19 protein-coding genes are annotated in these 22618 nt (G+C 70.8%); 16 read left to right on the plus strand and 3 right to left on the minus strand.

Features of this window, described 5'->3' with window-relative positions; translation table 11 throughout:
- Window positions 1-134 precede the first annotated feature (134 nt).
- Window positions 135-1079: an aldo/keto reductase gene (locus ACMCNO_RS03265; protein ID WP_412753594.1), complete on the minus strand. Its 945-nt coding sequence runs from the start codon at window positions 1077-1079 to the stop codon at window positions 135-137.
- A 179-nt stretch (window positions 1080-1258) separates the two neighbouring features.
- On the opposite strand from ACMCNO_RS03265, the gene ACMCNO_RS03270 reads away from it, so the two are divergent.
- Window positions 1259-2860 (plus strand): beta-1,3-glucanase family protein, encoded by a 1602-nt coding sequence (locus tag ACMCNO_RS03270; RefSeq protein ID WP_412747933.1) that lies wholly within the window; start codon window positions 1259-1261, stop codon window positions 2858-2860.
- Between the two features lie 4 nt (window positions 2861-2864).
- Here ACMCNO_RS03270 and ACMCNO_RS03275 read toward each other — a convergent pair whose 3' ends face one another.
- Complete coding sequence (locus ACMCNO_RS03275) at window positions 2865-3758, minus strand: SWIM zinc finger family protein (RefSeq protein WP_412747934.1); 894 nt, start codon at window positions 3756-3758, stop codon at window positions 2865-2867.
- Window position 3759: 1 nt separating this feature from the next.
- Complete coding sequence (locus tag ACMCNO_RS03280; RefSeq protein WP_412747935.1) at window positions 3760-6852, minus strand: SNF2-related protein; 3093 nt, start codon at window positions 6850-6852, stop codon at window positions 3760-3762.
- Window positions 6853-6990: 138 nt separating this feature from the next.
- Here ACMCNO_RS03280 and mqnC point away from each other — a divergent pair, with 138 nt between their 5' ends.
- From mqnC to nuoK, 15 genes are all read left to right on the plus strand, one after another.
- Window positions 6991-8229 (plus strand): cyclic dehypoxanthinyl futalosine synthase, encoded by a 1239-nt coding sequence (gene mqnC / locus ACMCNO_RS03285; RefSeq protein WP_412747936.1) that lies wholly within the window; start codon window positions 6991-6993, stop codon window positions 8227-8229.
- 358 nt (window positions 8230-8587) lie between these two features.
- Window positions 8588-9283, plus strand: a complete 696-nt coding sequence (locus ACMCNO_RS03290; protein WP_412747937.1) for a demethylmenaquinone methyltransferase — start codon at window positions 8588-8590, stop codon at window positions 9281-9283.
- Window positions 9284-9393: 110 nt separating this feature from the next.
- The gene (locus tag ACMCNO_RS03295) at window positions 9394-9855 is read left to right on the plus strand and encodes a hypothetical protein (RefSeq protein ID WP_412747938.1); all 462 of its coding nucleotides are present in this window, start codon (window positions 9394-9396) and stop codon (window positions 9853-9855) included.
- A 100-nt stretch (window positions 9856-9955) separates the two neighbouring features.
- Complete coding sequence (locus ACMCNO_RS03300; protein ID WP_412747939.1) at window positions 9956-11254, plus strand: geranylgeranyl reductase family protein; 1299 nt, start codon at window positions 9956-9958, stop codon at window positions 11252-11254.
- Window positions 11255-11429: 175 nt separating this feature from the next.
- Window positions 11430-11795, plus strand: coding sequence for an NADH-quinone oxidoreductase subunit A (locus ACMCNO_RS03305; protein WP_412747940.1), 366 nt, complete (start codon window positions 11430-11432; stop codon window positions 11793-11795).
- Between the two features lie 6 nt (window positions 11796-11801).
- The gene (locus ACMCNO_RS03310) at window positions 11802-12476 is read left to right on the plus strand and encodes a NuoB/complex I 20 kDa subunit family protein (protein ID WP_412747941.1); all 675 of its coding nucleotides are present in this window, start codon (window positions 11802-11804) and stop codon (window positions 12474-12476) included.
- Between the two features lie 65 nt (window positions 12477-12541).
- Complete coding sequence (locus ACMCNO_RS03315) at window positions 12542-13234, plus strand: NADH-quinone oxidoreductase subunit C (protein WP_412753595.1); 693 nt, start codon at window positions 12542-12544, stop codon at window positions 13232-13234.
- Complete coding sequence (locus ACMCNO_RS03320; RefSeq protein WP_412747942.1) at window positions 13231-14571, plus strand: NADH-quinone oxidoreductase subunit D; 1341 nt, start codon at window positions 13231-13233, stop codon at window positions 14569-14571. Before ACMCNO_RS03315 ends, ACMCNO_RS03320 begins: the two co-directional genes overlap by 4 nt.
- Window positions 14572-15660 (plus strand): NADH-quinone oxidoreductase subunit NuoE, encoded by a 1089-nt coding sequence (gene nuoE / locus ACMCNO_RS03325; protein ID WP_412747943.1) that lies wholly within the window; start codon window positions 14572-14574, stop codon window positions 15658-15660. It begins immediately after the preceding gene.
- Window positions 15657-16973, plus strand: a complete 1317-nt coding sequence (gene nuoF / locus ACMCNO_RS03330; protein WP_412747944.1) for an NADH-quinone oxidoreductase subunit NuoF — start codon at window positions 15657-15659, stop codon at window positions 16971-16973. The genes nuoE and nuoF overlap by 4 nt, the downstream gene beginning before the upstream one ends.
- Window positions 16973-19489, plus strand: coding sequence for an NADH-quinone oxidoreductase subunit G (locus ACMCNO_RS03335; RefSeq protein WP_412747945.1), 2517 nt, complete (start codon window positions 16973-16975; stop codon window positions 19487-19489). The genes nuoF and ACMCNO_RS03335 overlap by 1 nt, the downstream gene beginning before the upstream one ends.
- The gene (gene nuoH / locus ACMCNO_RS03340) at window positions 19489-20871 is read left to right on the plus strand and encodes an NADH-quinone oxidoreductase subunit NuoH (RefSeq protein ID WP_412753596.1); all 1383 of its coding nucleotides are present in this window, start codon (window positions 19489-19491) and stop codon (window positions 20869-20871) included. Before ACMCNO_RS03335 ends, nuoH begins: the two co-directional genes overlap by 1 nt.
- A 1-nt stretch (window position 20872) precedes the next feature.
- On the plus strand, window positions 20873-21544 hold the full coding sequence (gene nuoI / locus ACMCNO_RS03345; protein WP_412747946.1) for an NADH-quinone oxidoreductase subunit NuoI: 672 nt from the start codon (window positions 20873-20875) through the stop codon (window positions 21542-21544).
- Window positions 21544-22311, plus strand: a complete 768-nt coding sequence (locus ACMCNO_RS03350; RefSeq protein WP_412747947.1) for an NADH-quinone oxidoreductase subunit J — start codon at window positions 21544-21546, stop codon at window positions 22309-22311. The genes nuoI and ACMCNO_RS03350 overlap by 1 nt, the downstream gene beginning before the upstream one ends.
- Window positions 22308-22607, plus strand: a complete 300-nt coding sequence (nuoK, locus tag ACMCNO_RS03355) for an NADH-quinone oxidoreductase subunit NuoK (RefSeq protein WP_130510265.1) — start codon at window positions 22308-22310, stop codon at window positions 22605-22607. The genes ACMCNO_RS03350 and nuoK overlap by 4 nt, the downstream gene beginning before the upstream one ends.
- Window positions 22608-22618: the final 11 nt, after the last annotated feature.

Below are 22618 nucleotides of genomic sequence, written 5' to 3' on the forward strand. Positions count from 1 at the left end.
GTCCTGTATGCCCCCTGTTCATCCTCCGGGACTCGTCCACCTCGGCCGGATCGTCGTCCGGACGGCCATGACGGTCCGTGATGGGCGGACGCCACCGGTGCACCCGCCCCCGATGCAGGTCAGGGCCGGATCGGTCAGGACAGGATGTCGTCGAGCGCCGCGACGTCCTCGACGCTGAGCTGCCAGGATCCGGCGGCCGCGTTGGCGCGTACCTGTTCCGGTGTCGTCGCTCCGGCGATCACGCTGGCCACCGCCGGGCGGGCGGCCAGCCCCGCGATGGCGACGTCGAGCAGGCTGTGCCCGCGTACGTGTGCGAACGCTTCGAGGGTCTCGATGAGGTCCCACGGCGCGCCGTCGAGCCAGGTCCGGTACCGGTCCTGGGCGAGGCGGGTGCCCGGGGCGGGCGCTTCGCCGCGCCGGTACTTGCCGCTGAGCAGGCCGCTGTCGAGGGGGAAGAACGGCAGCAGGCCGAGCCCGAACTGCTCGCAGGCGGCGACGACCTCGACCTCCACGTCCCGGTGCAGCAGGCTGTACTGGTTCTGGGCGCTGATGAAGCGGCTCAGGCCGCCGGTGCGGGCGGTCCAGTCCGCGTCCGCGATCTGCCAGCCGTGGAAGTTCGAATTGCCGATGTAGCGTACTTTGCCCGACTTGACCAGATCGTCTAGAGCGGACAGTGTCTCGTCGATCGGGGTGCCTTCGTCCGGCGTGTGGAACTGGTAGAGGTCGATGTAGTCCGTGTCGAGCCGCCGCAGGGACGACTCCACCGCCCGGACGATGTACGCGCGCGACCCGCGCACCCCCCGGTCCGCGCCGTTCAGGCCCTCCATGTCCATCCCGAACTTGGTGGCGACCACCACCTCGTCGCGGCGGCCCTTGAGCGCGGCGCCGAGGCATTCCTCGGAGCTGCCGTGCGGGGTGCCGTAGATGTCGGCCGTGTCGAACAGCGTGATCCCGGCGTCGATCGCCGCGTCGACCACCGCGCGGGTGCCGTCGGAGTCCAGCTTGCGGCCGAAGTTGTTGCAGCCGATGCCCACAGCGGACACCACGAGCCCGGAGTCGCCGAGCCGGCGGTAGGTCATGTCGATCGCGTCGCTCATGCCGTGAGCCTATGCCGTCGGGCGGGCCCGCCTCCCCGGGATACACCTCGACAAGACATCTGCCGTTCTCTATTGACACATGATGTTAACAGTTCGGATGCTATGAGAGCGCTCTCCCCCAGCGCGCGTTCCCCTCATCCCCATCCCCCGAGGAGTCCCCCGTGCACACCCGAAGAAGGCTCCTGCACGCGCTTGCCGCCGTCGCGGTGACCGTCCCGGTCACCGCTGCGATCACCCCGGCACCGGCCGAGGCCGTCGGCCCGGCGCTGCTGCCGGTCACGGTCACCAACAACACCGGCCGCGGCGACGCGGTCTACCTGTACGTCCTCGGCATCAACCTGAGCACCAACAAGCTCGGGTACGTCAACCGCAGCGGCGCGTTCACCCCGTGGCCCGCCGGGCAGATCCCACCGTCACCGGCCCCGGACGTCGCGATCGGCGGCCCCGGCAACGGGGGCAGCACCACGGTCCAGTTCCCCCGTGGCTTCTCCGGCCGCGTCTACTTCTCGCTCGGCGAGAAGCTGAAGTTCTTCCTCACCCCGGACGGCCTCGTGCAGCCCGCGCCGTGGGCGGCCGGCGACCCGAACCAGAACATCCTGTTCGACTGGAGCGAGTTCACCTACAACGACGCCGGGCTGTGGCTCAACAGCTCGCAGGTCGACATGTTCGCGGTGCCGCACGCGGTCTCGGTGACCGGTGCCACCAGCGTCACCCGGCGCACCGGGGCCCTGGTCGACAACGGGCGCAACACCGTGATCAACTCGATCAAGGCGCAGTCCGGCTGGTCCGGCTCGGTGTACACCCGCTCCGACGGCACCGTGCTGCGGGTCCTGGCTCCCGGCAAGGCCGCGGGCGCCGGGCTGCTCAGCGCGACCTACCTGGACTCCTACATCGCCTCGGCGTGGAACGCGTACACCGGCAAGACGCTGACCGTGGTGCCGTTCGCGGACCAGCCGAACACGAAGTACTACGGCCGTACCTCCGGCAACGTCATGAACTTCACCAACTCGGCGGGCCAGCAGGTGGCGTCGTTCAACCGGCCGAGCAGCGCGAGCGTATGGGGCTGCGCCGGTGACCTGCCCGCCCCCAACGACCTGGTGGTCGGGCCGATCTCGCGGACCCTCTGCGCGGCGCTGAACCGCGGCACGCTCGGCACCATCGACACCCAGCCCAGCCTCAACGCGGCCGACTTCTACAAGAGCAATCCCACCAACCAGTACGCGAAGATCATCCACGCCAGCATGGCCGACGGTAAGGCGTACGCGTTCCCGTTCGACGACGTCGGCAACTTCGAATCCCTGGTGAACGACGGCGACCCGCGCTCGGCGTCGATCACCCTCACGCCGTTCGGCGCGGGCGGGGGCAGCACCCCGGCGCCGACCGGCGTCAGCGTGGTCAGCAACTGGAACGGCAAGTGCGTCGACGTGCCCGGATCCAACTTCTCCGACGGTGTGCAGCTGCAGATGTACACGTGCAACAACACCAACGCCCAGAAGTGGGCCTTCAACGCCGGTCGCCTGGAGGGGCAGAACGGCAAGTGCATGGACGTCTCGGGCGGCGGTACGGCGAACGGCACCCTGATCCAGATCGCGAACTGCAGTACCAACCCGGCACAGCAGTTCACGCTCACGGCCGCCGGTGACCTGGTCAACCCGCAGTCCAACCGGTGTCTCGACATCAAGGACTGGAACGGCAACGACGGGGCCAAGGTGCAGATCTGGGATTGCGCCGGCTCCGCCAACCAGCGGTGGCATCAAGGCTGAACCGTTACCGATTCGGCGAGGGGCGGCGCCCGCGGCCACCGGTCGTTGGCGTCGACCCCTCCTGCTCCGTGGTCTCGGGTGTGCCCGCGAGCCCGCGGTACGCCGGGCGCAGCAGGTCGAGCAGCGGGATGTGCCGCACCCGGATCGGCGGCGGATCCAACGCCCGCAGCAGCAGTTCCGGGGGTGCGGCCACCCGGGCGGGGCGTTCCCGCAGGCGGCTCAGGGAGATGCCCGGGGAGTAGAAGTCCGTGAGCCGGTCCGCCAGCGGCTCCTCCGGGACCGCCAGCGGGTCGGGCGGTGCGGGCGGCTCGGGCATCCCGCGCAGCGCGTCGAGCAGGGCGTCCCGGCCGCGGCCCCGCCAGGCCAGCACCAGAAACGGGTCGTCGTCGAACGCCTCGGCCAGCACGTACAGCACCGCGGAGGCGTGCTTGCAGGGGACCGCCCAGTCGGGGCACGAGCAGCGCAGGTCCAGCGTCGTCGGGAACAACGGCAGGTCCAGGTCGGCGAAGACGTCGATGATCTCGTGCGGCATCTCGCCCGCCAGCAACGCCGCCCGGTACAACGCCCGGGACGCCAGCTCGTCCTCGACGCGGGCCCACCCGGCGTCGTCGTACGCTCCGATCGTGATCGTCACCTCGTACGGCTTCGGGCGGGAACCCTGCACCCGGGCGGTCACCTGCCCGGCGGCGAGGGTGAAGTCCATGACCTGACCCTTGCGCGCGTACGAGCGGCCGCGGGCCAGCCGGCCCGGCTGGCAGATCTCCTCCAGGATCGCGACGAAGCGCCGCGACCACCACCGCTCGCCGATCGCGCCGCGCTTGGCGCGTACGGCGATGCCGCCGTCGACCTCGATGGGTCTGGCGGCCTCGTAATACCGGCCCTGCGGATCGACCGGCACGTCAGCCCACCGCCACGGGATCCAGCGCGAACAGCTCGCGCAGTTCGGTCGTACTCAAATCGGTGATCCAGTCCTCGCCGGTGCCGACGACCGCGGCGGCGAGGGTCTTCTTCCGCTCGATCATCGCGTCGATCTTCTCCTCCAGGGTGCCGGTGCAGATGAACTTGCGCACCTGGACGTTGCGCGACTGCCCGATCCGGAACGCCCGGTCCGTGGCCTGATCCTCCACCGCCGGATTCCACCAGCGGTCGACGTGGATGACGTGGTTGGCCGCGGTGAGGTTGAGCCCGGTGCCGGCCGCCTTGAGCGACAGCAGGAACAGCATCGGCTCCGGGTCGGACTGGAAGCGGTCGACCAGCTCGTCGCGGCGGGCCTTGGACAGCCCACCGTGCAGCCACAGCACCGGCCGGTCGAGGTGCGCGGCCAGATACGGCTGCAGCAGCGTCCCGAACTCGGCGAACTGCGTGAAGACCAGCGCCTTGTCGCCGTCGGAGATGATCTCCTGCGCGAGCTCCTCCAGCCGGGCCAGCTTGCCCGAGCGCCCGGGCAGCCGGGAACCGTCCTTGAGCATGTGGGCGGGATGGTTGCAGACCTGTTTGAGCTTCATCATCGCGGCCAGCACGTTGCCGCGCCGCTGGATGCCCTCGGAGTCGGCGATGACGGCCATCATGTCCTCGACCACCGCCTGGTACAGGGTCGCCTGTTCCGGGGTGAGGGTGCACCAGACCTTCATCTCGTTCTTCTCCGGCAGGTCGGAGATGATCGACTTGTCCGTCTTCAGCCGGCGCAGCACGAACGGGCCGGTGGCCCGCTTGAGGGCGGCCGTGGCGTCGGTGTCCTGGCGTACCTCGATCGGCTCCTGGAAGCGCCGCCGGAACCGTTTCGCGGAGCCGAGCAGGCCGGGGTTGCAGAACTCCATGATGGACCAGAGCTCGGCCAGGTGATTCTCCACCGGGGTGCCGGTCAGGGCGAGCCTGGTCCGGGCCGGGATCGCCCGGACCGCCTGCGCCTGCCGGGTCCCGCTGTTCTTGATGGCCTGCGCCTCGTCGCAGACCACCCGGCCCCACGCCGCGTCGCGCAGCGCGCCCAGGTCCCGCAGCGCCGTCCCGTACGTCGTGATGACCAGGTCCGCGTCGGCGATCTGCGGGGACAGGTCGTCGCCGCGCGCGCGGGCCGCGCCGTGATGGACGTACACCCGCAGCCCCGGGGCGAACCGCGCCGCCTCCTTCTGCCAGTTGCTGACCAGCGACATCGGGCAGATCAGCAGCGTCGGCGCGACCGCACCCGCGCCCCGCTCCGCCAGCAGCAGCGACAGCGTCTGCGCGGTTTTGCCCAGGCCCATGTCGTCCGCGAGGATGCCGCCCAGCCCCAGCCGGGCCAGGAAGTGCAGCCACGACAACCCGCGCTCCTGGTACGGCCGCAGCCGCCCCTGGAAGCCTTGCGGCGTCGGCACCGGCGAGAGCCGCTCCGCCGCCCGCCCGGAGAGCAGGTCGCCCAGCGACCCGTCCGCGTCGACCTCGACCAGCGGCAGGTCCTCGTCGCCGCCGTCGACGACCTGCTGGAGCACCTCCCCGGCGGTGCGCTCACCCTCGCGGCGCCCGCCGACCGCCTTCAGCGCCGCCCGCAGCTGGCGTTCGTCCAGCTCCACCCACTGCCCGCGGACCCGGACCAGCGGCACCTTGAGGCGGGCCAGCTCGGCCAGCTCGTCCGCGTCGACCGTCGCGTCGCCCACCACCAGATCGATCCGGAAGTCGACGAGCTGCTCGAGGCCGAAGCCGGAGTCGGCCGCCGCCTTCTGGGTGGTGCCCTTGCGGCTGCGGGTGGTGAGTTTCAGGCCGACCGCCTTGCGTCCCGCCCAGGCGGGCAGTTGCACCCCGAACCCGGCGGCCTGCAGCAGCGGTGCGGCCTGCCGCAGGAAGTCGTGGGCACCGGCGGTGTCCAGCGTCATCGCGTCGGGGCGCGGTGCCTGCAGGGCCTCGTGCAGTGCGGGGAAGAGCCGGACGGCCCGCCCGAGCCCGGCCAGCAGCATCTCGTCCGGTCGGGGCGGCAGGCCCGGCAGGTGAACTCCGGCCCACAGCTGTTCCGCGGGCAGGTACAGGCTCGGGTCCTCGGCGGACTGCAGCGCGAACTCCAGGCGCCAGTCGTCCTGTCCGGGCAGCGGCTCGACCAGGCGAAAGCTGACCCGGATCGGGCCGTTGGCGTCGTGCGCCGCGCGCAGCCAGGCGCTCAGCGTCCGCTCCAGCGCCGCGACCTCGGCGGGCGGCGCGCCTGGCAGGGTCGGGTCGGCCGCGGTGAGGGCGAGCGCCCACCGGTCGGGCAGCGGGGCCTTGGCACCCGGCCGGTGGCCCAGCAGCAGGCGTTCCGGCAGCAGGGCCCGCGCCGCGGCGTCGACCAGGGCGTCCAGGGCGGCCGCCAGGGTCGCGCCCACTCCGGCGTCCGGTCCGGCGGCCCGGCACACCGGCGGCATCGCGGCACCGAAGTCGCGGTACGTCGCCGCGTCCGCGCCCGTCTGCACGGGCCGCCACCGCGCCGCCGGGACACCCGCCTCGGTGACCAGTTGGGGCAGCATCCGGCCGCGCCGGGCCAGGTCGCACGCGTGGCCTGCCAGCAGGCAGAGGTAGCGCAGCGAGGCGGCCGGTGCCCACGGCCCGTCCGGGTCCGGGTCGGTCAGGGCGGCGAGCGCGGCCAGCGCGGCGTCCGGGGGCAGGAGTACCGCGGGCGTCGGCCATGACCCCAGCCGGATCCCGCGCCGCGACATTTCGGCGCCCGTCTCCGGTGACGGCAGCGGCGTGCGGGTCGTGCCGGGCAGCAGCAGAGTCAGTTCCGCGTCGGCCGCTTTGGCGAGGACGTCCTGGAGGCCCCCGTCGCCGTCGGCGGCTGGGCCTTCGCCCCGAACAGTCGGCTGGTCGCCGTCCTCGGCGGCCGACGGGTCGGCGTTGAGCAGGATGGCGCGCAGAGCCTCCGCGGGCACCGCACCCGGGTGGATCCGCGGGCGGGACCGGGGGCGCGACGGCAGCAGGGCGGCATCACTCTCGGCCCACACCGCGAGCCCGCCGGCCGTACCGGTCACCCACGTGCCATGAACGAGCAGCACGCCGCCTCCGCTCCTGATGGGGATCCTTCGAGCCTAACGACCCGATCCGACACGAAGCCGGGCGTGGCCACCGGGCACCAGGCCTGGCCGTGACCGGTGCCGCTGACGTGTTCCACCCGGGCACGTACGCTTCGAGGCGTGACGGCGAACCCGGAGATCGACAGCATTCTGCAGCGCGGCGCGGACGGCGGGCGGATCACCCCCGAGGAAGCGCTGCTGCTCTACACGGAGGCGCCCTTCCACGCGCTGGGCGAGGCCGCGGACACGGTCCGGCGCCGCCGGCACCCGGACGGCATCGTCACGTACCTGATCGACCGCAACATCAACTACACCAACGTGTGCGTCACGGCCTGCAAGTTCTGTGCCTTCTACCGGGCGCCGAAGCACGCCGAGGGCTGGTCGCACCCGATGGAGGAGATCCTGCGCCGGTGCGGCGAGGCGGTCGAGCTGGGCGCCACCCAGGTGATGCTGCAGGGCGGTCACCACCCCGACTACGGCGTCGAGTACTACGAGACGCTGTTCTCCTCGGTCAAGCAGGCGTACCCGCAGTTGGCGATCCACTCCATCGGGCCCAGCGAGATCCTGCACATGGCCAAGGTCTCCGGCGTCTCCATCGAGGAGGCGATCGTCCGGATCAAGGCCGCGGGCCTGGACTCGATCGCGGGTGCGGGCGCCGAGATGCTGCCGGACCGGCCGCGCAAGGCGATCGCCCCGCTCAAGGAGTCCGGCGCGCGCTGGCTGGAGGTCATGGCGGTCGCACACCGTAACGGCCTGAGCTCCACGGCCACGATGATGATGGGTACGGGCGAGACCAACGCCGAGCGCATCGAGCACATCCGGATGATCCGTGAGGTGCAGGACCTCGCCGTGGCCAACGGTTACCTCGACACGCCGGTCGAGGCGTCGCACGAGGTCGGCGGGTTCCGGGCGTTCATCCCGTGGACGTACCAGCCGGAGAACAACCACCTCAAGGGCCGGACCCAGGCCACCACACTGGAGTATCTGCGGTTCATCGCGGTGTCCCGGCTGTTCTTCGACAACGTGGCACACCTGCAGGCGTCGTGGCTGACCACGGGCAAGGACGTCGGCCAGCTGTCCCTGCACATGGGCGTGGACGACCTGGGCTCGATCATGCTGGAGGAGAACGTCATCTCCTCGGCGGGCGCCCGGCACCGGTCCAACCTGCACGAACTGATCTCGATGATCCGTACGGCCGACCGCATCCCGGCCCAGCGCGACACCCTGTACCGGCACCTGGCCGTGCACCACACCGCGGCCGAGGACCCGACGGACGAGCGGGTGGTGTCCCACTTCTCCTCGATCGCCCTGCCCGGCGGCGGGGCCCGGCGCAGCCTGCCGCTGGTCGACGCCGGCTGACCCGGATCGGCGGCGGTCCATTTCCGGAGGCCGGTCGGCAACGACCGTGGTCGATTTGCCCGAGGCCGATTCCACCGTCCGGCGTGGTTGATCAACCGTTCGGACAGCCGCCGGTCGGCGGTCCGCACGGGAGCGGATTGCTCCTCGGTAACAAGCGCGTCGTCCGGCTGTCTGGGTGCGTATCCCCTAGTTACGGTGCCTGCGTAACACCGCACCACTGAACGTCGCCACGGCATCTGACCGCCGGCGGCGGGGTCGGACCCGACCGATGGCGGTCGTATATATAACGCACCAGGCGCGGGCGGGATGGGTCACCATCCCGCCCGCGTTGTGTGCGGCGGTGGCAGAGTGGGCAACCGTGACGCGCGCAGATCTGGACAAGCAGCCGCACGAGGTCGCCGAGATGTTCGACGGCGTGGCCGAGCGGTACGACCTGACCAACACGATCCTGTCCTTCGGCCAGGACCGGGGGTGGCGCCGGGCGACCCGGGCCGCGCTGGGCCTGCGGCCGGGGGAGCGGGTGCTGGATGTCGGTGCGGGCACGGGCGTGTCCACCGAGGAGATGGCGCTCTCCGGGGCGTACGCCGTCGGCGCGGACCTGTCGGTGGGGATGCTGGCGGCCGGGCGTCGTGGGCGCCCCGGGGTCCCGCTGGTGGCGGGGGACGCGCTTGCGCTGCCGTTCCCCGACGGTGCCTTCGACGCGGTGACGATCTCCTTCGCGCTGCGCAATGTGGTGGACACCGGCGCGGCGCTGCGCGAGCTGGCCCGGGTGGTCCGCCCGGGCGGGCGGCTCGTGGTGTGCGAGTTCAGCCACCCGACGAGCCCGGCGTTCCGCACCGCCTATCTGTCGTACCTGATGCGCAGCCTGCCCGCGGTGGCCCGGGCGGTGTCGAGCAATCCCGACGCGTACGTCTATCTCGCCGAGTCGATCCGCGCCTGGCCCGACCAGGAGGGCCTGGCCGCCCGCATGCTGGAGGCCGGGCCGTGGTCGCGGGTCGGCTGGCGGAACCTGACCGGTGGCATCGTCGCACTGCACCGCGCCACCAAGGTCTAGCCGGCACCACGGGGATCGCGCGGAATCGGCATCCAAGCGCCATCATGGGCGGGATTTTGCCAATCATGCCTCTTATGGGCGGTTTGGGTGATTAGCTCGATGGTATGACCATGTCCAGTCAACCGGTCGACTCCTTCGGCGTCGACACCGAGATCGACCTCGCCATCGACGAGCAGGACGAGGGGGAACGCCGCGCCCACGAGCTGGCCGCCCGGATCCGTACGGTGGCCGCGAGCGATCCCGAGCTGGCGCAGGATCTGGTGGATCAGCTGATTGTGGCGCTCGACCGCGCGCTGGGCGGTACGTTTCGGGAGCACCTGGACGGAGCCGCCCGGGACGCCGCCGACCGCGCGATCGCCACGGGCGCGCCGGGAGCCGGCGACGCACCGGGCGGCGCCGCCGCGCCCGTCGCGGCCGACAGGCCGGGCAAGCCGCGCCACGCCGCGACGGCGGCCACGACGGACGGCGAACCGCACGTTGACACGAAGAGCAAGATGGACACCCCGACGAGCACGGTGAGGCACGGCGGGGATGGCGCTGCACCGTCGACATCGCCATCCCGGAACGGTTAGGTACCCCTAACCCCTATCCACTTCGATGGCAGTCCTAGACTCCGACCTGGGCTGGCTTGTGAACTGTTTCACTAGCCCGCACGCGAACGGAGGGTGAGCCGTGAACGAGCACGTGGCCGCGGCAGGCGCCATCGCCGACGAGGCGGACGTGATCGTGGTCGGCGCCGGGCCCGGCGGGTCCGCGGCGGCGTACCACATGGCGCGGCACGGCCTGCGCGTCCTGCTGCTGGAGAAGACCGAGTTCCCCCGGGAGAAGGTCTGCGGCGACGGGCTCACCCCGCGCGCCACCCGGCAGTTGATCCGGATGGGAATCGACACCTCCGAGAAGGCCGGCTGGCTGCAGAACAAGGGCCTGCGGGTGATCGGCGGGGGCGTACGCCTCGAACTGGACTGGCCGGAGCTGGCCAGCTTCCCCAGCTACGGCCTGGTCCGCACGCGACTGGACTTCGACGACATGCTGGCCAGGCGCGCGGCCGAGGCGGGCGCCCTGCTGCGCACCGGCGTCAACGTCACCGGGCCGGTGCTCGACGACGACGGCCACGCGATCGGGGTCACCGCCAGGGTCGGCCCCGGTAAGGAGCCCGTCCAGTATCGGGCGCCGCTGATCATCGCGGCGGACGGTGTGTCCGGCAAGCTGCCGCTCGCCATGGGACTCGCCAAACGCGACGACCGTCCACTCGGCGTGGCGGTCCGGCGCTACTACCGGTCACCCGTACGGGCGGATGATGACTATCTGGAGTCCTGGCTGGAGCTTCGCAGCGCCCAGAACTCCGACGTCCTGCTGCCGGGGTACGGATGGATCTTCGGGCTCGGCGACGGCCGGGTCAACGTCGGGCTCGGCATCCTGAACTCCTCCAGCGCGTTCGGGAAGACGAACTACCGGGCCATGCTGACCGACTGGCTCGGCACCACCCCGCCGGAGTGGGGCATGCGCGGCGAGGAGCACGCGGAAGGGCCGGTTCTGGGCGCTGCGCTGCCCATGGGCTTCAACCGGGTGCCGCACTACACGCGTGGCGTCATGCTCGTGGGCGACTCGGGCGGCATGGTGAACCCCATGAACGGCGAGGGCATCGCGTACGCGATGGAGTCCGGTGAGCTGGCCGCCGAGGTGGCGGTGCAGGCGCTGGCCCGGTCGGCGGGCGCCGACCGGGAGCGGGCGCTGCGGGCGTACCCGGCGGAGCTGAAGCTCCGCTTCGGTGGGTACTACCGGCTCGGTGGGATGTTCGTGAAGCTGATCGGCAACCCGCAGATCATGCGGATCGCCACGAAGCACGGCATGCCCCATCCCACGCTGATGCGCTTCGTCCTCAAGCTGCTGGCGAACCTGACCGACCCGCGCGGCGGAGACGCCATGGACCGGATCATCAACGGCCTCACGAAAGCGGCCCCCACGGTATGACCGACTGCACCGAGCGCAGCGAGGGCCGGGAGGGCATGCCCGGCCGGCACGGTATGAGCGAGCGCGGGAGGGCACGTCCGGCCAGCACAGTCTGGGCAGTTCGGGTACCCCCGGTCGCAGGTGGGCAGAACGGGATTAATAGTGTGAAGCGGCTAACAGTCGAGCAGGAGACGGTATGACGCTCAACCCCTACGTACCGATCGTCGGGCTGCTGATCCTCGGCGCGCTCTTCGCCCTGTTCTCGGTCTCGGTGGCGCCCATCGTGGGCCCGAAGAGATACAACCGCGCCAAGCTGGACGCGTACGAATGTGGCATCGAGCCCGCGCCCCAGCCGATCGGCGGCGGCCGCTTCCCGATCAAGTTCTATCTGACCGCGATGCTGTTCATCGTCTTCGACATCGAGACCATCTTCCTCTACCCCTGGGCGGTGTCCTTCGAGGTGCTGGGCCTGTTCGGGTTCGTCGAGATGGTCCTGTTCATCGTCGCCGTCTTCATCGCCTACACGTACGTGTGGCGGCGTGGCGGCCTGAACTGGGACTGATAACCAATGGGAATCGAAGAGAAGCTGCCGAGCGGCATCCTGCTCACCTCGGTGGAGAAGCTCTCCAACTGGGCCCGCAAGTCGTCGTTCTGGGGCGCCACGTTCGGCCTGGCCTGCTGCGCCATCGAGATGATGGCCTCCGGTGGCCCGCACTACGACCTGGGTCGCTGGGGCATGGAGGTGTTCCGCGCCTCGCCCCGCCAGGCCGACCTGATGATCGTGGCGGGCCGGGTGAGCCAGAAGATGGCCCCGGTCGTGCGCCAGATCTACGACCAGATGCCGGAGCCCCGCTCGGTGATCTCGATGGGCGTCTGCGCCTCGTCCGGCGGCATGTTCAACAACTACGCGATCGTGCAGGGCGTCGACCACATCATCCCGGTCGACGTCTACCTGCCGGGCTGCCCGCCGCGGCCGGAGATGCTGATCGACGCGATCCTGAAGATGCGCGAGAAGGTCATGGCCACCCCGCTCGGCCCCAACGGCCGCAAGATGCTGGAGGCCCGCCGGGCCGAGGGCAAGCTGCCCATCGTCGCCCCGGGCGCCATGCCCTCGTCGTACCGGGCGGACCCCCAGCGGCGCGAGCAGTGGATCCAGGCGGTCAAGGAGGGCCGCGAGGAGCAACTGCGCATCGAGAACTGGATGAAGCTGCAACCGCACATGCGAGGGGAGGGCCGCAAGTGACGTCCGACAGCACCAAGGGCCCGGCGACCGAGCCGAACCGGCCCTCCGAGCAGCCCGGCGCGGGGGTGCCCGTGGCGGCCCCGCCGGTCGGCGCGGCCGCTGGCGCGCCCGCCGACTACCCGCGGGCGGTCAAGCGCGGCATGTTCGGCGTGCGCGGCTCCGGCGACACCTCCGGATTCGGCGGCCTGGTCCGGCGTACGCCCAGCCTCGGGGACACCCCGCGGCCGTTCGGCGGGTACTTCGACGAGGTGCACGACGCGCTGGAGGAGGCGTACCCGGGCTTCGCGGACGCGATCGAGAAGGTGATCGTCGACCGGGGTGAGCTGACCCTGCACATCAAGGCGGAGCGCATCGCCGAGGTGTGCCAGGTGATGCGCGACGACGAGGCGCTGCGCTTCGAGCTGTGCTCGTCGGTGAGCGGTGTGGACTATCTGGGCAGCGACGAGCGCCGGTTCCACATCGCCTACCACCTGACGTCGATGACGTTCCGGCGGCGGGTGCGCCTGGAGGTGGCCGTGCCCGAGGGGGTGGCGATCCCGTCCGTCACCGGGGTGTACCCCACGTCCGACTGGCAGGAGCGGGAGACGTACGACATGTTCGGCGTCGTCTTCACCGGCCACCCCAACCTGACCCGGATCCTCATGCCGGACGACTGGGAGGGCCACCCGCAGCGCAAGGACTACCCGCTCGGCGGTGTGCCCGTCGAGTACAAGGGCGCCGAAATTCCTCCACCAGACCAGCGGAGGGTCTACCAATGACCACGCATACGACGGGTGAGCAGGCCTACGCGACCGAGCGGGAGACCACCGAAGGCCGCGTCTTCACGGTGACCGGCGGCGACTGGGACACGGTCGCCGAGGGCATCGACCCGCTCAGCAACGAGAAGATCGTCGTCAACATGGGTCCGCAGCACCCGTCCACCCACGGGGTGCTGCGGCTGGTGCTGGAACTCGAGGGCGAGACCGTCACGGAGTGCCGCCCCGTCATCGGGTACCTGCACACCGGCATCGAGAAGAACCTGGAGTACCGCAACTGGACCCAGGGGGTCACGTTCGTGACCCGCGCGGACTACCTGGCCAACATGTTCAACGAGGCGGGCTACTGCCTCGCGGTCGAGAAGCTGCTGGGGATCACCGACGAGATCCCGGAGCGGGCGAACACGATCCGCGTGATGTTCATGGAACTCCAGCGGATCGCCTCGCACCTGGTGTGGATCGCCACCACGGGCATGGAGCTCGGCGCGATCTCGATGATGCTGTACGGCTTCCGCGAGCGCGAGTACATCCTCGACATCTTCGAGGAGGCGTCCGGGCTGCGGATGAACAACGCGTACATCCGGCCCGGGGGTCTCTCCCAGGATGTGCCGGAAGCGGCCCTCACCAAGATCCGCGACTTCCTGAAGTACCTGCCGAAGAAGCTCAAGGAGTACGAGAAGCTGCTCTCCGGCCAGTTCGTCTGGCAAAAGCGCACGCAGGGCGTCGCGGTGCTCGACGTGACCGGTTGCCTCTCCCTGGGCATCACCGGCCCGGTGCTGCGCTCGGCGGGTCTCGCCTGGGACCTGCGCAAGACGATGCCGTACTGCGGGTACGAGAGTTACGAGTTCGACGTGCCCACCGCCACCACCGGTGACGTGTGGGGGCGCTACCTGGTGCGGATGGCGGAGATCCGGGAGTCGCTGAAGATCATCGAGCAGGCCCTGGACCGGCTGAAGCCGGGCCGGATCATGGTCGAGGACCGCAAGATCGCCTGGCCCGCACAGCTCGCGCTGGGCGTGGACGGCCTCGGCAACTCGCTCGAACACGTCGCCAAGATCATGGGTCAGTCGATGGAGTCGCTGATCCACCACTTCAAGCTCGTGACCGAGGGTTTCCGGGTCCCGCCCGGCCAGGTGTACGTCGGCATCGAGCATCCGCGCGGCGAGCTCGGCGTGCACGCGGTCTCCGACGGCGGCAGCCGCCCGTACCGGGTGCACTACCGCGACCCGAGCTTCGTGAACCTCCAGGCCATCCCCGCGATGGCCGAGGGCGCCCTGCTGGCCGACGTGATCGCCGGCGGCGCCTCCCTTGACCCGGTGATGGGTGGGTGTGACCGCTAAATGTCTGATAGCACGGTGGAGTTCTCCCCGGCCGCCGCGCCGCTCGCGGAGAAACTCCTGGCACGGGCGCGCGAGATCATCGCCCGCTACCCGGCGGGCCGGGAACGGTCCGCACTGCTCCCGCTGCTGCACCTCGTGCAGTCGCAGGACGGATACGTCAGCCCGGCCGGGGTGGCGTTCTGCGCCGAGGTGCTGGGCATCAACAAGGCCCAGGTCGGCGCAGTCGCGACCTTCTACACCATGTACAAGCGCCGGCCCACCGGCGAGTTCCTGGTCAGCGTGTGCACCAACACGCTGTGCAACGTCATGGGCGGCCAGGAGGTGTACGACGAGCTGGCCGAGCACCTCGGCGTCGGTCACGACGAGACCACCGCGGACGGCCGGGTCACCCTGGAGCACGCGGAGTGCCTCGCGGCCTGCGACTACGCCCCGGTGATGACGGTCAACTACGACTTCTACGACAACGTCACCCCGCAGGGCGCGATCGACCTCGTCGATGGTCTGCGCGACGGGCAGCGCCCGGCGCCCACCCGCGGGGCGCGGCTGTGCTCCCTCAAGGAGATGGCGATCCAACTCGCCGGGTTCGCCGATCCGCGCGACGGTGCGGTCGCCGACGGCCCGGCCGGGGCGCCCACCCTGCGCGGGGTCACGCTGGCCCAGAAGAACGGCATCGCGGTCCGCAACTTCAACCCGGACACTCCGATCCCGACGACCAAGCCCGCCCCCGGTCAGCCGGCGGCCCCCGCCAAGACCGCCGCACCGACCGCGGCGGCGAAGGCGCCCGCCGGCGAAAAACCGGCAGCCGACGCCGAGCCCGCCAGCGGCGCCAAGGCGGCGCCTGCGGACAAGGCGGCGCCCGCAGCCAAGGCGGCGTCCGGCGACAAACCGGCCGCGCGCCGCGCTCCCACCACGAGAACGCGCGCCAAGGCCGCGGGCTCCGACCCGCAGGCCACCAAGGCGGCGGCTCCCGACGCCAACGCTCCGGCCAGCGACGCCAAGCCCGCCGGGGACAACCCCGAACCGCAGCAGAGCAATCTGCGGAAGGCCGCCGGGGGCACCGACACCGCCGCTGAGGAGGCAGAGCAGTGACCGAGCCTCGACGCGAAGTCCTGGAGAAGCTCACCCCCGTCCTCACCAAGCGCTGGCTGTCGCCGGACGCCTGGAAGATCGACGTCTACGAGCGGCTCGACGGCTACGCGGCTCTGCGCAAGGCCCTCGCGGTGCACCCCGACGACCTGATCCAGCTCATGAAGGACTCCGGGCTGCGTGGCCGCGGCGGCGCGGGCTTCCCCACCGGTCTCAAGTGGGGCTTCATCCCGCAGGGCGACGGCAAGCCGCACTACCTCGTGGTGAACGCCGACGAGGGCGAGCCGGGCACCTGCAAGGACCTGCCGCTGATGACGTACGACCCGCACTCGCTGGTCGAGGGGTGCATCATCGCCTCGTACGCGATCCGCGCCAACCGGGCGTACATCTACATCCGCGGTGAGGCGGTGCACGCGGCGCGGCGGCTGCGCAACGCGGTGCGCGAGGCGTACGTCAAGGGCTACCTCGGCAAGAACATCCTCGGCACCGGGTTCGACCTGGAACTGGTGGTGCACTCGGGCGCCGGGGCGTACATCTGCGGCGAGGAGACCGCGCTGCTCGACTCGCTGGAGGGCTTCCGCGGCCAGCCGCGGCTGCGGCCCCCGTTCCCCGCGGTCGCCGGCCTGTACGCCAGCCCCACGGTGGTCAACAACGTGGGCACGATCTCCAGCGTGCCGTACATCGTGCTCGGCGGCGCGGAGTGGTGGAAGAGCATGGGCACGGAGAAGTCGTCCGGCCCGATGATCTACTCCCTGTCCGGCCGGATCACCAACCCCGGCCAGTACGAGTGCGGCCTCGGCATCACCCTGCGCGAGCTGATCGAGCTGGCAGGTGGCATGAAGCAGGGGCACCAGCTCAAGTTCTGGACCCCGGGCGGCTCGTCCACCCCGCTGCTCACCGCGGAGCACATCGACGTGCCGATGGACTTCGAGAGTGTCGCGGCGGCCGGGTCCATCCTGGGCACCACGGCCGTCCAGATCTTCTCCGATCAGGACTGCCCGGTGTACGCCACGTACCGGTGGCTGGAGTTCTACCACCACGAGTCGTGCGGCAAGTGCACCCCGTGCCGGGAGGGCAACTACTGGATGGTCCGGACCTACCGGCGGATCCTGGCCGGTCAGGGCACCCACGAGGACCTGGACACGCTGCTGGACACCTGCGACAACATCCTCGGCCGCTCGTTCTGCGGTCTGGGTGACGGCGCGACCAGCTCGGTGACCTCCTCACTGCAGTACTTCAAGCAGGACTACCTCGACTACATCGAGGGTCGGACGGCTCCCCGGCTGTCCGAGAAGACCCTGGTAGGAGCGCACTGATGACGGACGTTGCCAAGCCGACCGACACCGTCACGCTGACCGTCGACGGGGTCGAGGTGACGGCCGCCAAGGGCGAGCTGGTCATCCGGGTCGCGGAGCGGATGGGTATCGAGATCCCGCGGTTCTGCGACCACCCGCTGCTGGCCCCCGCCGGGGCGTGCCGGCAGTGCCTGGTCGAGGTGGAGGGCCAGCGCAAGCCGGTCGCCTCGTGCACCCAGACGGTCGCCGAGGGCATGGTGGTCAGGACCCAGCTCACCTCGCCGGTGGCCAAGAAGGCCCAGGCCGGGGTGATGGAGCTGCTGCTCATCAACCACCCGCTGGACTGCCCGACCTGCGACAAGGGCGGGGAGTGCCCACTGCAGAATCAGGCGCTGTCCACGGGCCGCTCGGACTCGCGGTTCCAGGAGAACAAGCGCACGTACGAGAAGCCGATCCACATCTCCAGCCAGGTGCTGCTGGACCGGGAGCGGTGCGTGCTGTGCCAGCGGTGCACCCGGTTCTCCGAGGAGATCGCGGGGGACAAGTTCATCGACCTGATGGACCGCTCCTCCGGCGAGCAGATCAACGTGTACCGGGACGAGGTCTTCGGCGGCTCGGACGGCGAAGGGGATGTCCCGTTCAACTCGTACTTCTCCGGCAACACCGTGCAGATCTGCCCGGTGGGCGCGCTGACCGGCCAGCAGTACCGGTTCCGGGCCCGGCCGTTCGACCTGGTCTCCACGCCCACGGTGTGCGAGCACTGCTCGGCGGGCTGCGCGATGCGTGCCGACCACCGGCGCGGCAAGGTGCTGCGCCGCCTCGCCGGTGACGACCCGGCGGTGAACGAGGAGTGGAACTGCGACAAGGGCCGGTGGGGCTTCCGGTACGACACCGCGGCCGACCGGATCACCACCCCGCTCGTCCGCGACGCCGACACCGGTGAGCTGCGCGAAGCCTCGTGGAGCGAGGCGCTGTACGTGGCGGCCGAGGGTCTGCGGGCCGCCCGCGAGCGCGGCGTCGGGGTGCTCACGGGTGGCCGCCTGACGGTCGAGGACGCGTACGCGTACGCGAAGTTCGCGCGGGTGGCGCTGGGCACCAACGACATCGACTTCCGGGCCCGGCCGATCGGCGCGCACGGCGAGGAGGCCGACTTCCTGGCCGCCGGCGTGGCCGGGGTCAGCGACGTCAGCTACGCCGACGTGGAGAAGGCTCCGTCGGTGGTGATCGTCGGGCTGGAGCCGGAGGAGGAGTGCCCGATCCTCTTCCTGCGGCTGCGCAAGACGTACGTGCACAAGAAGCTCGGCGTGGTGGCGGTGGCGCCGTTCCTGACCCGCGGCTTCGAGAAGCTCGGTGCCACGCTGGTCGAGGCGGTGCCCGGCGCCGAGGCGCGGCTGCTGGCCGGCGACCCGGCGATCGCGGCGGCGCTGTCCGCCGAGGGGGCGTTGCTCATCGTGGGCGAGCGGCTGGCGGAGGTGCCCGGCGGGCTCTCGGCCGCCGCCGCGCTGGCCGCCCGTACCGGTGCCCGGCTGGCCTGGGTGCCGCGGCGCGCGGGCGACCGCGGTGCGGTCGACACGGGCTGCCTGCCGAACCTGCTGCCCGGTGGCCGTCCGGTCACCGACGCCGGGGGCCGTGCGGACCTGGCCGCCGCCTGGGACGTGCCGGTCGAGTCCCTGCCCGCCGCGGTGGGCCGCGACACCGACGCGATCGTGGCCGCCGCCGCGGCCGGCGAACTGGGCGGGCTGCTGGTCGCCGGGGTGGACCCGGCCGACCTGGCCGACCCGCGCCTGGCCGAGCGGGCCCTCGACGCGGTGCCGTTCCTGGTCAGCCTGGAGCTGCGGCACAGCGCGGTGACCCGCCGCGCCGACGTGGTGCTGCCGGTCGCCCCGGCGGTCGAGAAGCCGGGCACCTACATGGACTGGGAGGGGCGGCTGCGCACCTTCGGGACCGTGCTGAAGACCAGTGCGATGACCGACGGACGGGCGCTGGAGGCGGTCGCCGCCCTGCTGGACGTCACGCTCGGCACCGGCGACGTGAACGCGATCCGCCGCGAACTGGGTGGGATGCGGGCCAACACCTCGGCCCCGCAGGCCGCCCCGACCGTGGAACCGGGCCCCGTGGCGGAGCCGGCGGCCGGGCAGGCCGTGCTGGCCACCTGGCATCAGCTCATCGACCTGGGTCGCCTGCTCGACGGCGACGAGGTCCTGGCCGGGACGGCCCGCCCGCCGCTGGTCCGGATCGCGAAGGGTACGGCCGAGGCGCTCGGGGTCGCCGACGGCGACCCGCTGACGGTCGGTACGGACACCGGCGCGATCACCCTGCAGACGGCGATCACGGAGATGCCCGAGGGCGTGGTGTGGTTGCCGACGAACTCACCGGGCGCCACGGTCCGGCGCAGCCTGGGTGTGAGCTCGGGCGCCGTGGTCCGGCTGACCGCCGGGGTGGCGGGCCCGCTGCTCGCGCAGGCCCCGCACGCCTCGGCCGCCGAGAGCAACCTGCTCGCCTCCCCCGAGGTCAGCAAGAAGGGGGTAACGCCGTGATGATCCTCGCCGAGGCGCAGGATCCCACCCTGCAGACGTTCGAGAACGACGTCTGGTGGATCGTGCTCATCAAGCTGCTCGGGGTCTTCGTCGTCCTGCTGCTGCTGACGCTCTTCACGATCAACTATGAGCGCAAGGTCGTGGCCCGGATGGCGGTGCGGCCCGGCCCCAACCAGGTCGGCCCCAAGGGCTGGTTGCAGAGCCTCTCGGACGGCCTCAAGCTGCCGTTCAAGGAGGAGATCATCCCGATCACCGCGGACAAGGCGGTGTACTTCATCGCCCCGGTGATCTCGGCGACGACCGCGTTCACCGCGTTCTCGGTGATCCCGTTCGGCCCGGTCGTGTCGATGTTCGGGCACAGGACCGCGCTGCAGCTGACCGACGTACCGGTCTCCGTGCTGGTGCTGCTGGCGTGCTCCTCGATGAGCGTGTACGGCGTGGTGCTGGCCGGCTGGGCGTCGGGCTCGACGTACCCGCTGCTGGGTGGCCTGCGCTCCAGCGCCCAGATGATCTCTTACGAGGTCGCGATGGGGTTGTCCATCGTGGCGGTGTTCATGACCGCGGGCACGATGTCCACCTCGCAGATCGTCAAGGCGCAGGCGGGCAACGAGCCGTCCTCGATCGACATCCTGGGCTGGCATCCGACGGCCCCGAGCTGGTACGCGGTGCTGCTGCTGCCGAGCTTCATCATCTACGCGATCTCCGCGGTCGGTGAGACCAACCGGGCGCCGTTCGACCTGCCCGAGGCCGAGTCCGAGCTGGTCGGCGGCTTCCACACGGAGTACTCGTCGTTCAAGTTCGCGATGTTCTTCCTCGCCGAGTACATCAACATGATCACCGTCTCGGCGCTGTGCACGACGCTGTTCCTGGGCGGCTGGCGGGCCCCGTGGCCGATCACCGCATTCTGGTCCGACGCCAACTCGGGCTGGTTCGCACTGATCTGGTGGCTGGCCAAGGTGCTGATCCTGCTGTTCGGCTTCATCTGGCTGCGGGCCACGCTGCCCCGGCTGCGCTACGACCAGTTCATGCGGTTCGGCTGGAAGGTCCTCATCCCGGTCAACCTGGTGTGGATCCTGTTGCTCTCCGCCGTCCGGGTGCTCAACACCGAGACCTCGCAGCAGAACAAGTGGCTGATCATCGGCGGGGTGCTGATCGCCGTGGTACTGGTCGCGGCGTTCTGGCGCACCGGCAGCCGGGAGCCGGCACTGTCGCTGGAGGAGCAGCTCGCGCAGCGGCCACCGGGCAGCTTCCCCGTACCTCCGCTGGACCTGCAGGTGCCACCCAGCCCGCGCGCCCGCCGCGCGGTGGCCGAGCGCGAGCCCGCCACCGTGGGCGGCGGCACCACCGAGACACCCGACGACACACCAGACGAGGAGGTGTGACGTGGGGACGTTCACGGGCTCGTTCAAGGGCTTCGGGGTGACCTTCGCGCACATGTTCCGCAAGGTCATCACGACCGACTACCCGTTCTCGCCGCCCACCCCGGCCCCGCGGTACCACGGCCGGCACATCCTGAACCGGCATCCGGACGGCCTGGAGAAGTGCATCGGGTGCGAGCTGTGCGCGTGGGCCTGCCCCGCGGACGCGATCTACGTCCAGGGCGGCGACAACACCGAGGAGCAGCGCTTCTCCCCGGGTGAGCGGTACGCCTCGATCTACCAGATCAACTACACCCGGTGCATCTTCTGCGGCCTGTGCATCGAGGCGTGCCCGACCCGCTCGCTGACCATGAGCAACGAGTACGAGCTGGCGCGCGACTCCCGGCAGGACCTGATCTTCACCAAGGAGCAGCTGCTGGCGCCGCTGCTGCCGGGCATGGAGCAGCCGCCGCACCCGATGCGGCTCGGCGACACCGACGTGGACTACTACGTCGGTGCGCTGACCAACCCGGGGACCTCGGCCGGCGCGGAGCGCGCGCCGTGGTCGGAGACCGGCACGACGGACGCGGCCACCGAGGTGGACCCGGCCAGCCGCCCCGAGACGGCGGGTCCGGCCCGCCGCGGCGGCGGCAAGGCCGAGGCGGCCAGCTCCGGCCTCAAGAAGGGCGGAGCCTGATGGGTACGTTCGCCGCCGCGGCCGGGCAGGTCTCGGCCACCGAGGCCTGGGGATTCTGGATCATGGGCAGCCTGGCCGTCCTCGGCGCCCTGGGCATGGTGCTGGCCCGCAACGCGGTCCACTCCGCACTGTGGCTGATCGTGACGATGCTCTGCCTGGGCTTCCTGTATGTGGTCAACGACGCGCCGTTCCTGGGCCTGGTGCAGATCATCGTCTACACCGGCGCGATCATGATGCTGTTCCTGTTCGTGCTGATGCTGGTGGGCCGCGACAACTCGGACTCGCTGATCGAGACGCTGCGCGGACAGCGGGTGGCGGCGATCCTGCTCGGCATCGGCTTCGCCATCCTGGTCGCCACCGGCCTGGCCCGTTCGCTGGGCGGTGGCGGCACGGTCGTCGGCCTGGACGCCGCGAACGCGGGCGGCAACGTCCAGGGCATCGCCCGGGTGCTGTTCACCAACTACGTCTTCGCGTTCGAGGTCACCTCCGCGCTGCTGATCACCGCGGCGGTCGGCGCGATGATCCTGGCCCACGTCGAGCGGGCCAAGGAAGAGATCCACGACCAGGTGACCCGCATGAAGGAGCGGTTCCGCCCGGGCAACCACCCGGCTCCCAAGGCCGGCCCCGGCGTGTACGCGAACACCATGTCCGTGGCCGCACCGGCCCGCCTGCCCGACGGCAACCTGTCCGAGCGCAGCATCTCGCCGATCCTGCCCGTGCGTGAGCTGACGGCGCGCGAGGCGGCCCCGAAGGGAACAGAAGAGTGACTCCCGACTACTACCTGGTGCTCGCGGCGATCCTGTTCACCATCGGGGCCACCGGGGTGCTGATCCGCCGCAACGCCATCGTGCTGTTCATGTGCATCGAGCTGATGCTGAACGCCGCCAACCTGGCGCTGATCACCTTCAGCCGGATCAACGGCGGCCTGGACGGGCAGATCATGGCGTTCTTCGTCATGGTCGTCGCGGCGGCCGAGGTCGTGGTCGGCCTGGCCATCATCATGTCGATCTTCCGGACCCGGCGGTCGGCGAGCGTCGACGACGCCAACCTCCTCAAGTACTGAAGGGCCTGCAC

Origin of the sequence: Krasilnikovia sp. M28-CT-15 (genome assembly GCF_047159595.1) — a bacterium.
In the GTDB taxonomy this organism is placed as follows: domain Bacteria; phylum Actinomycetota; class Actinomycetes; order Mycobacteriales; family Micromonosporaceae; genus Actinoplanes.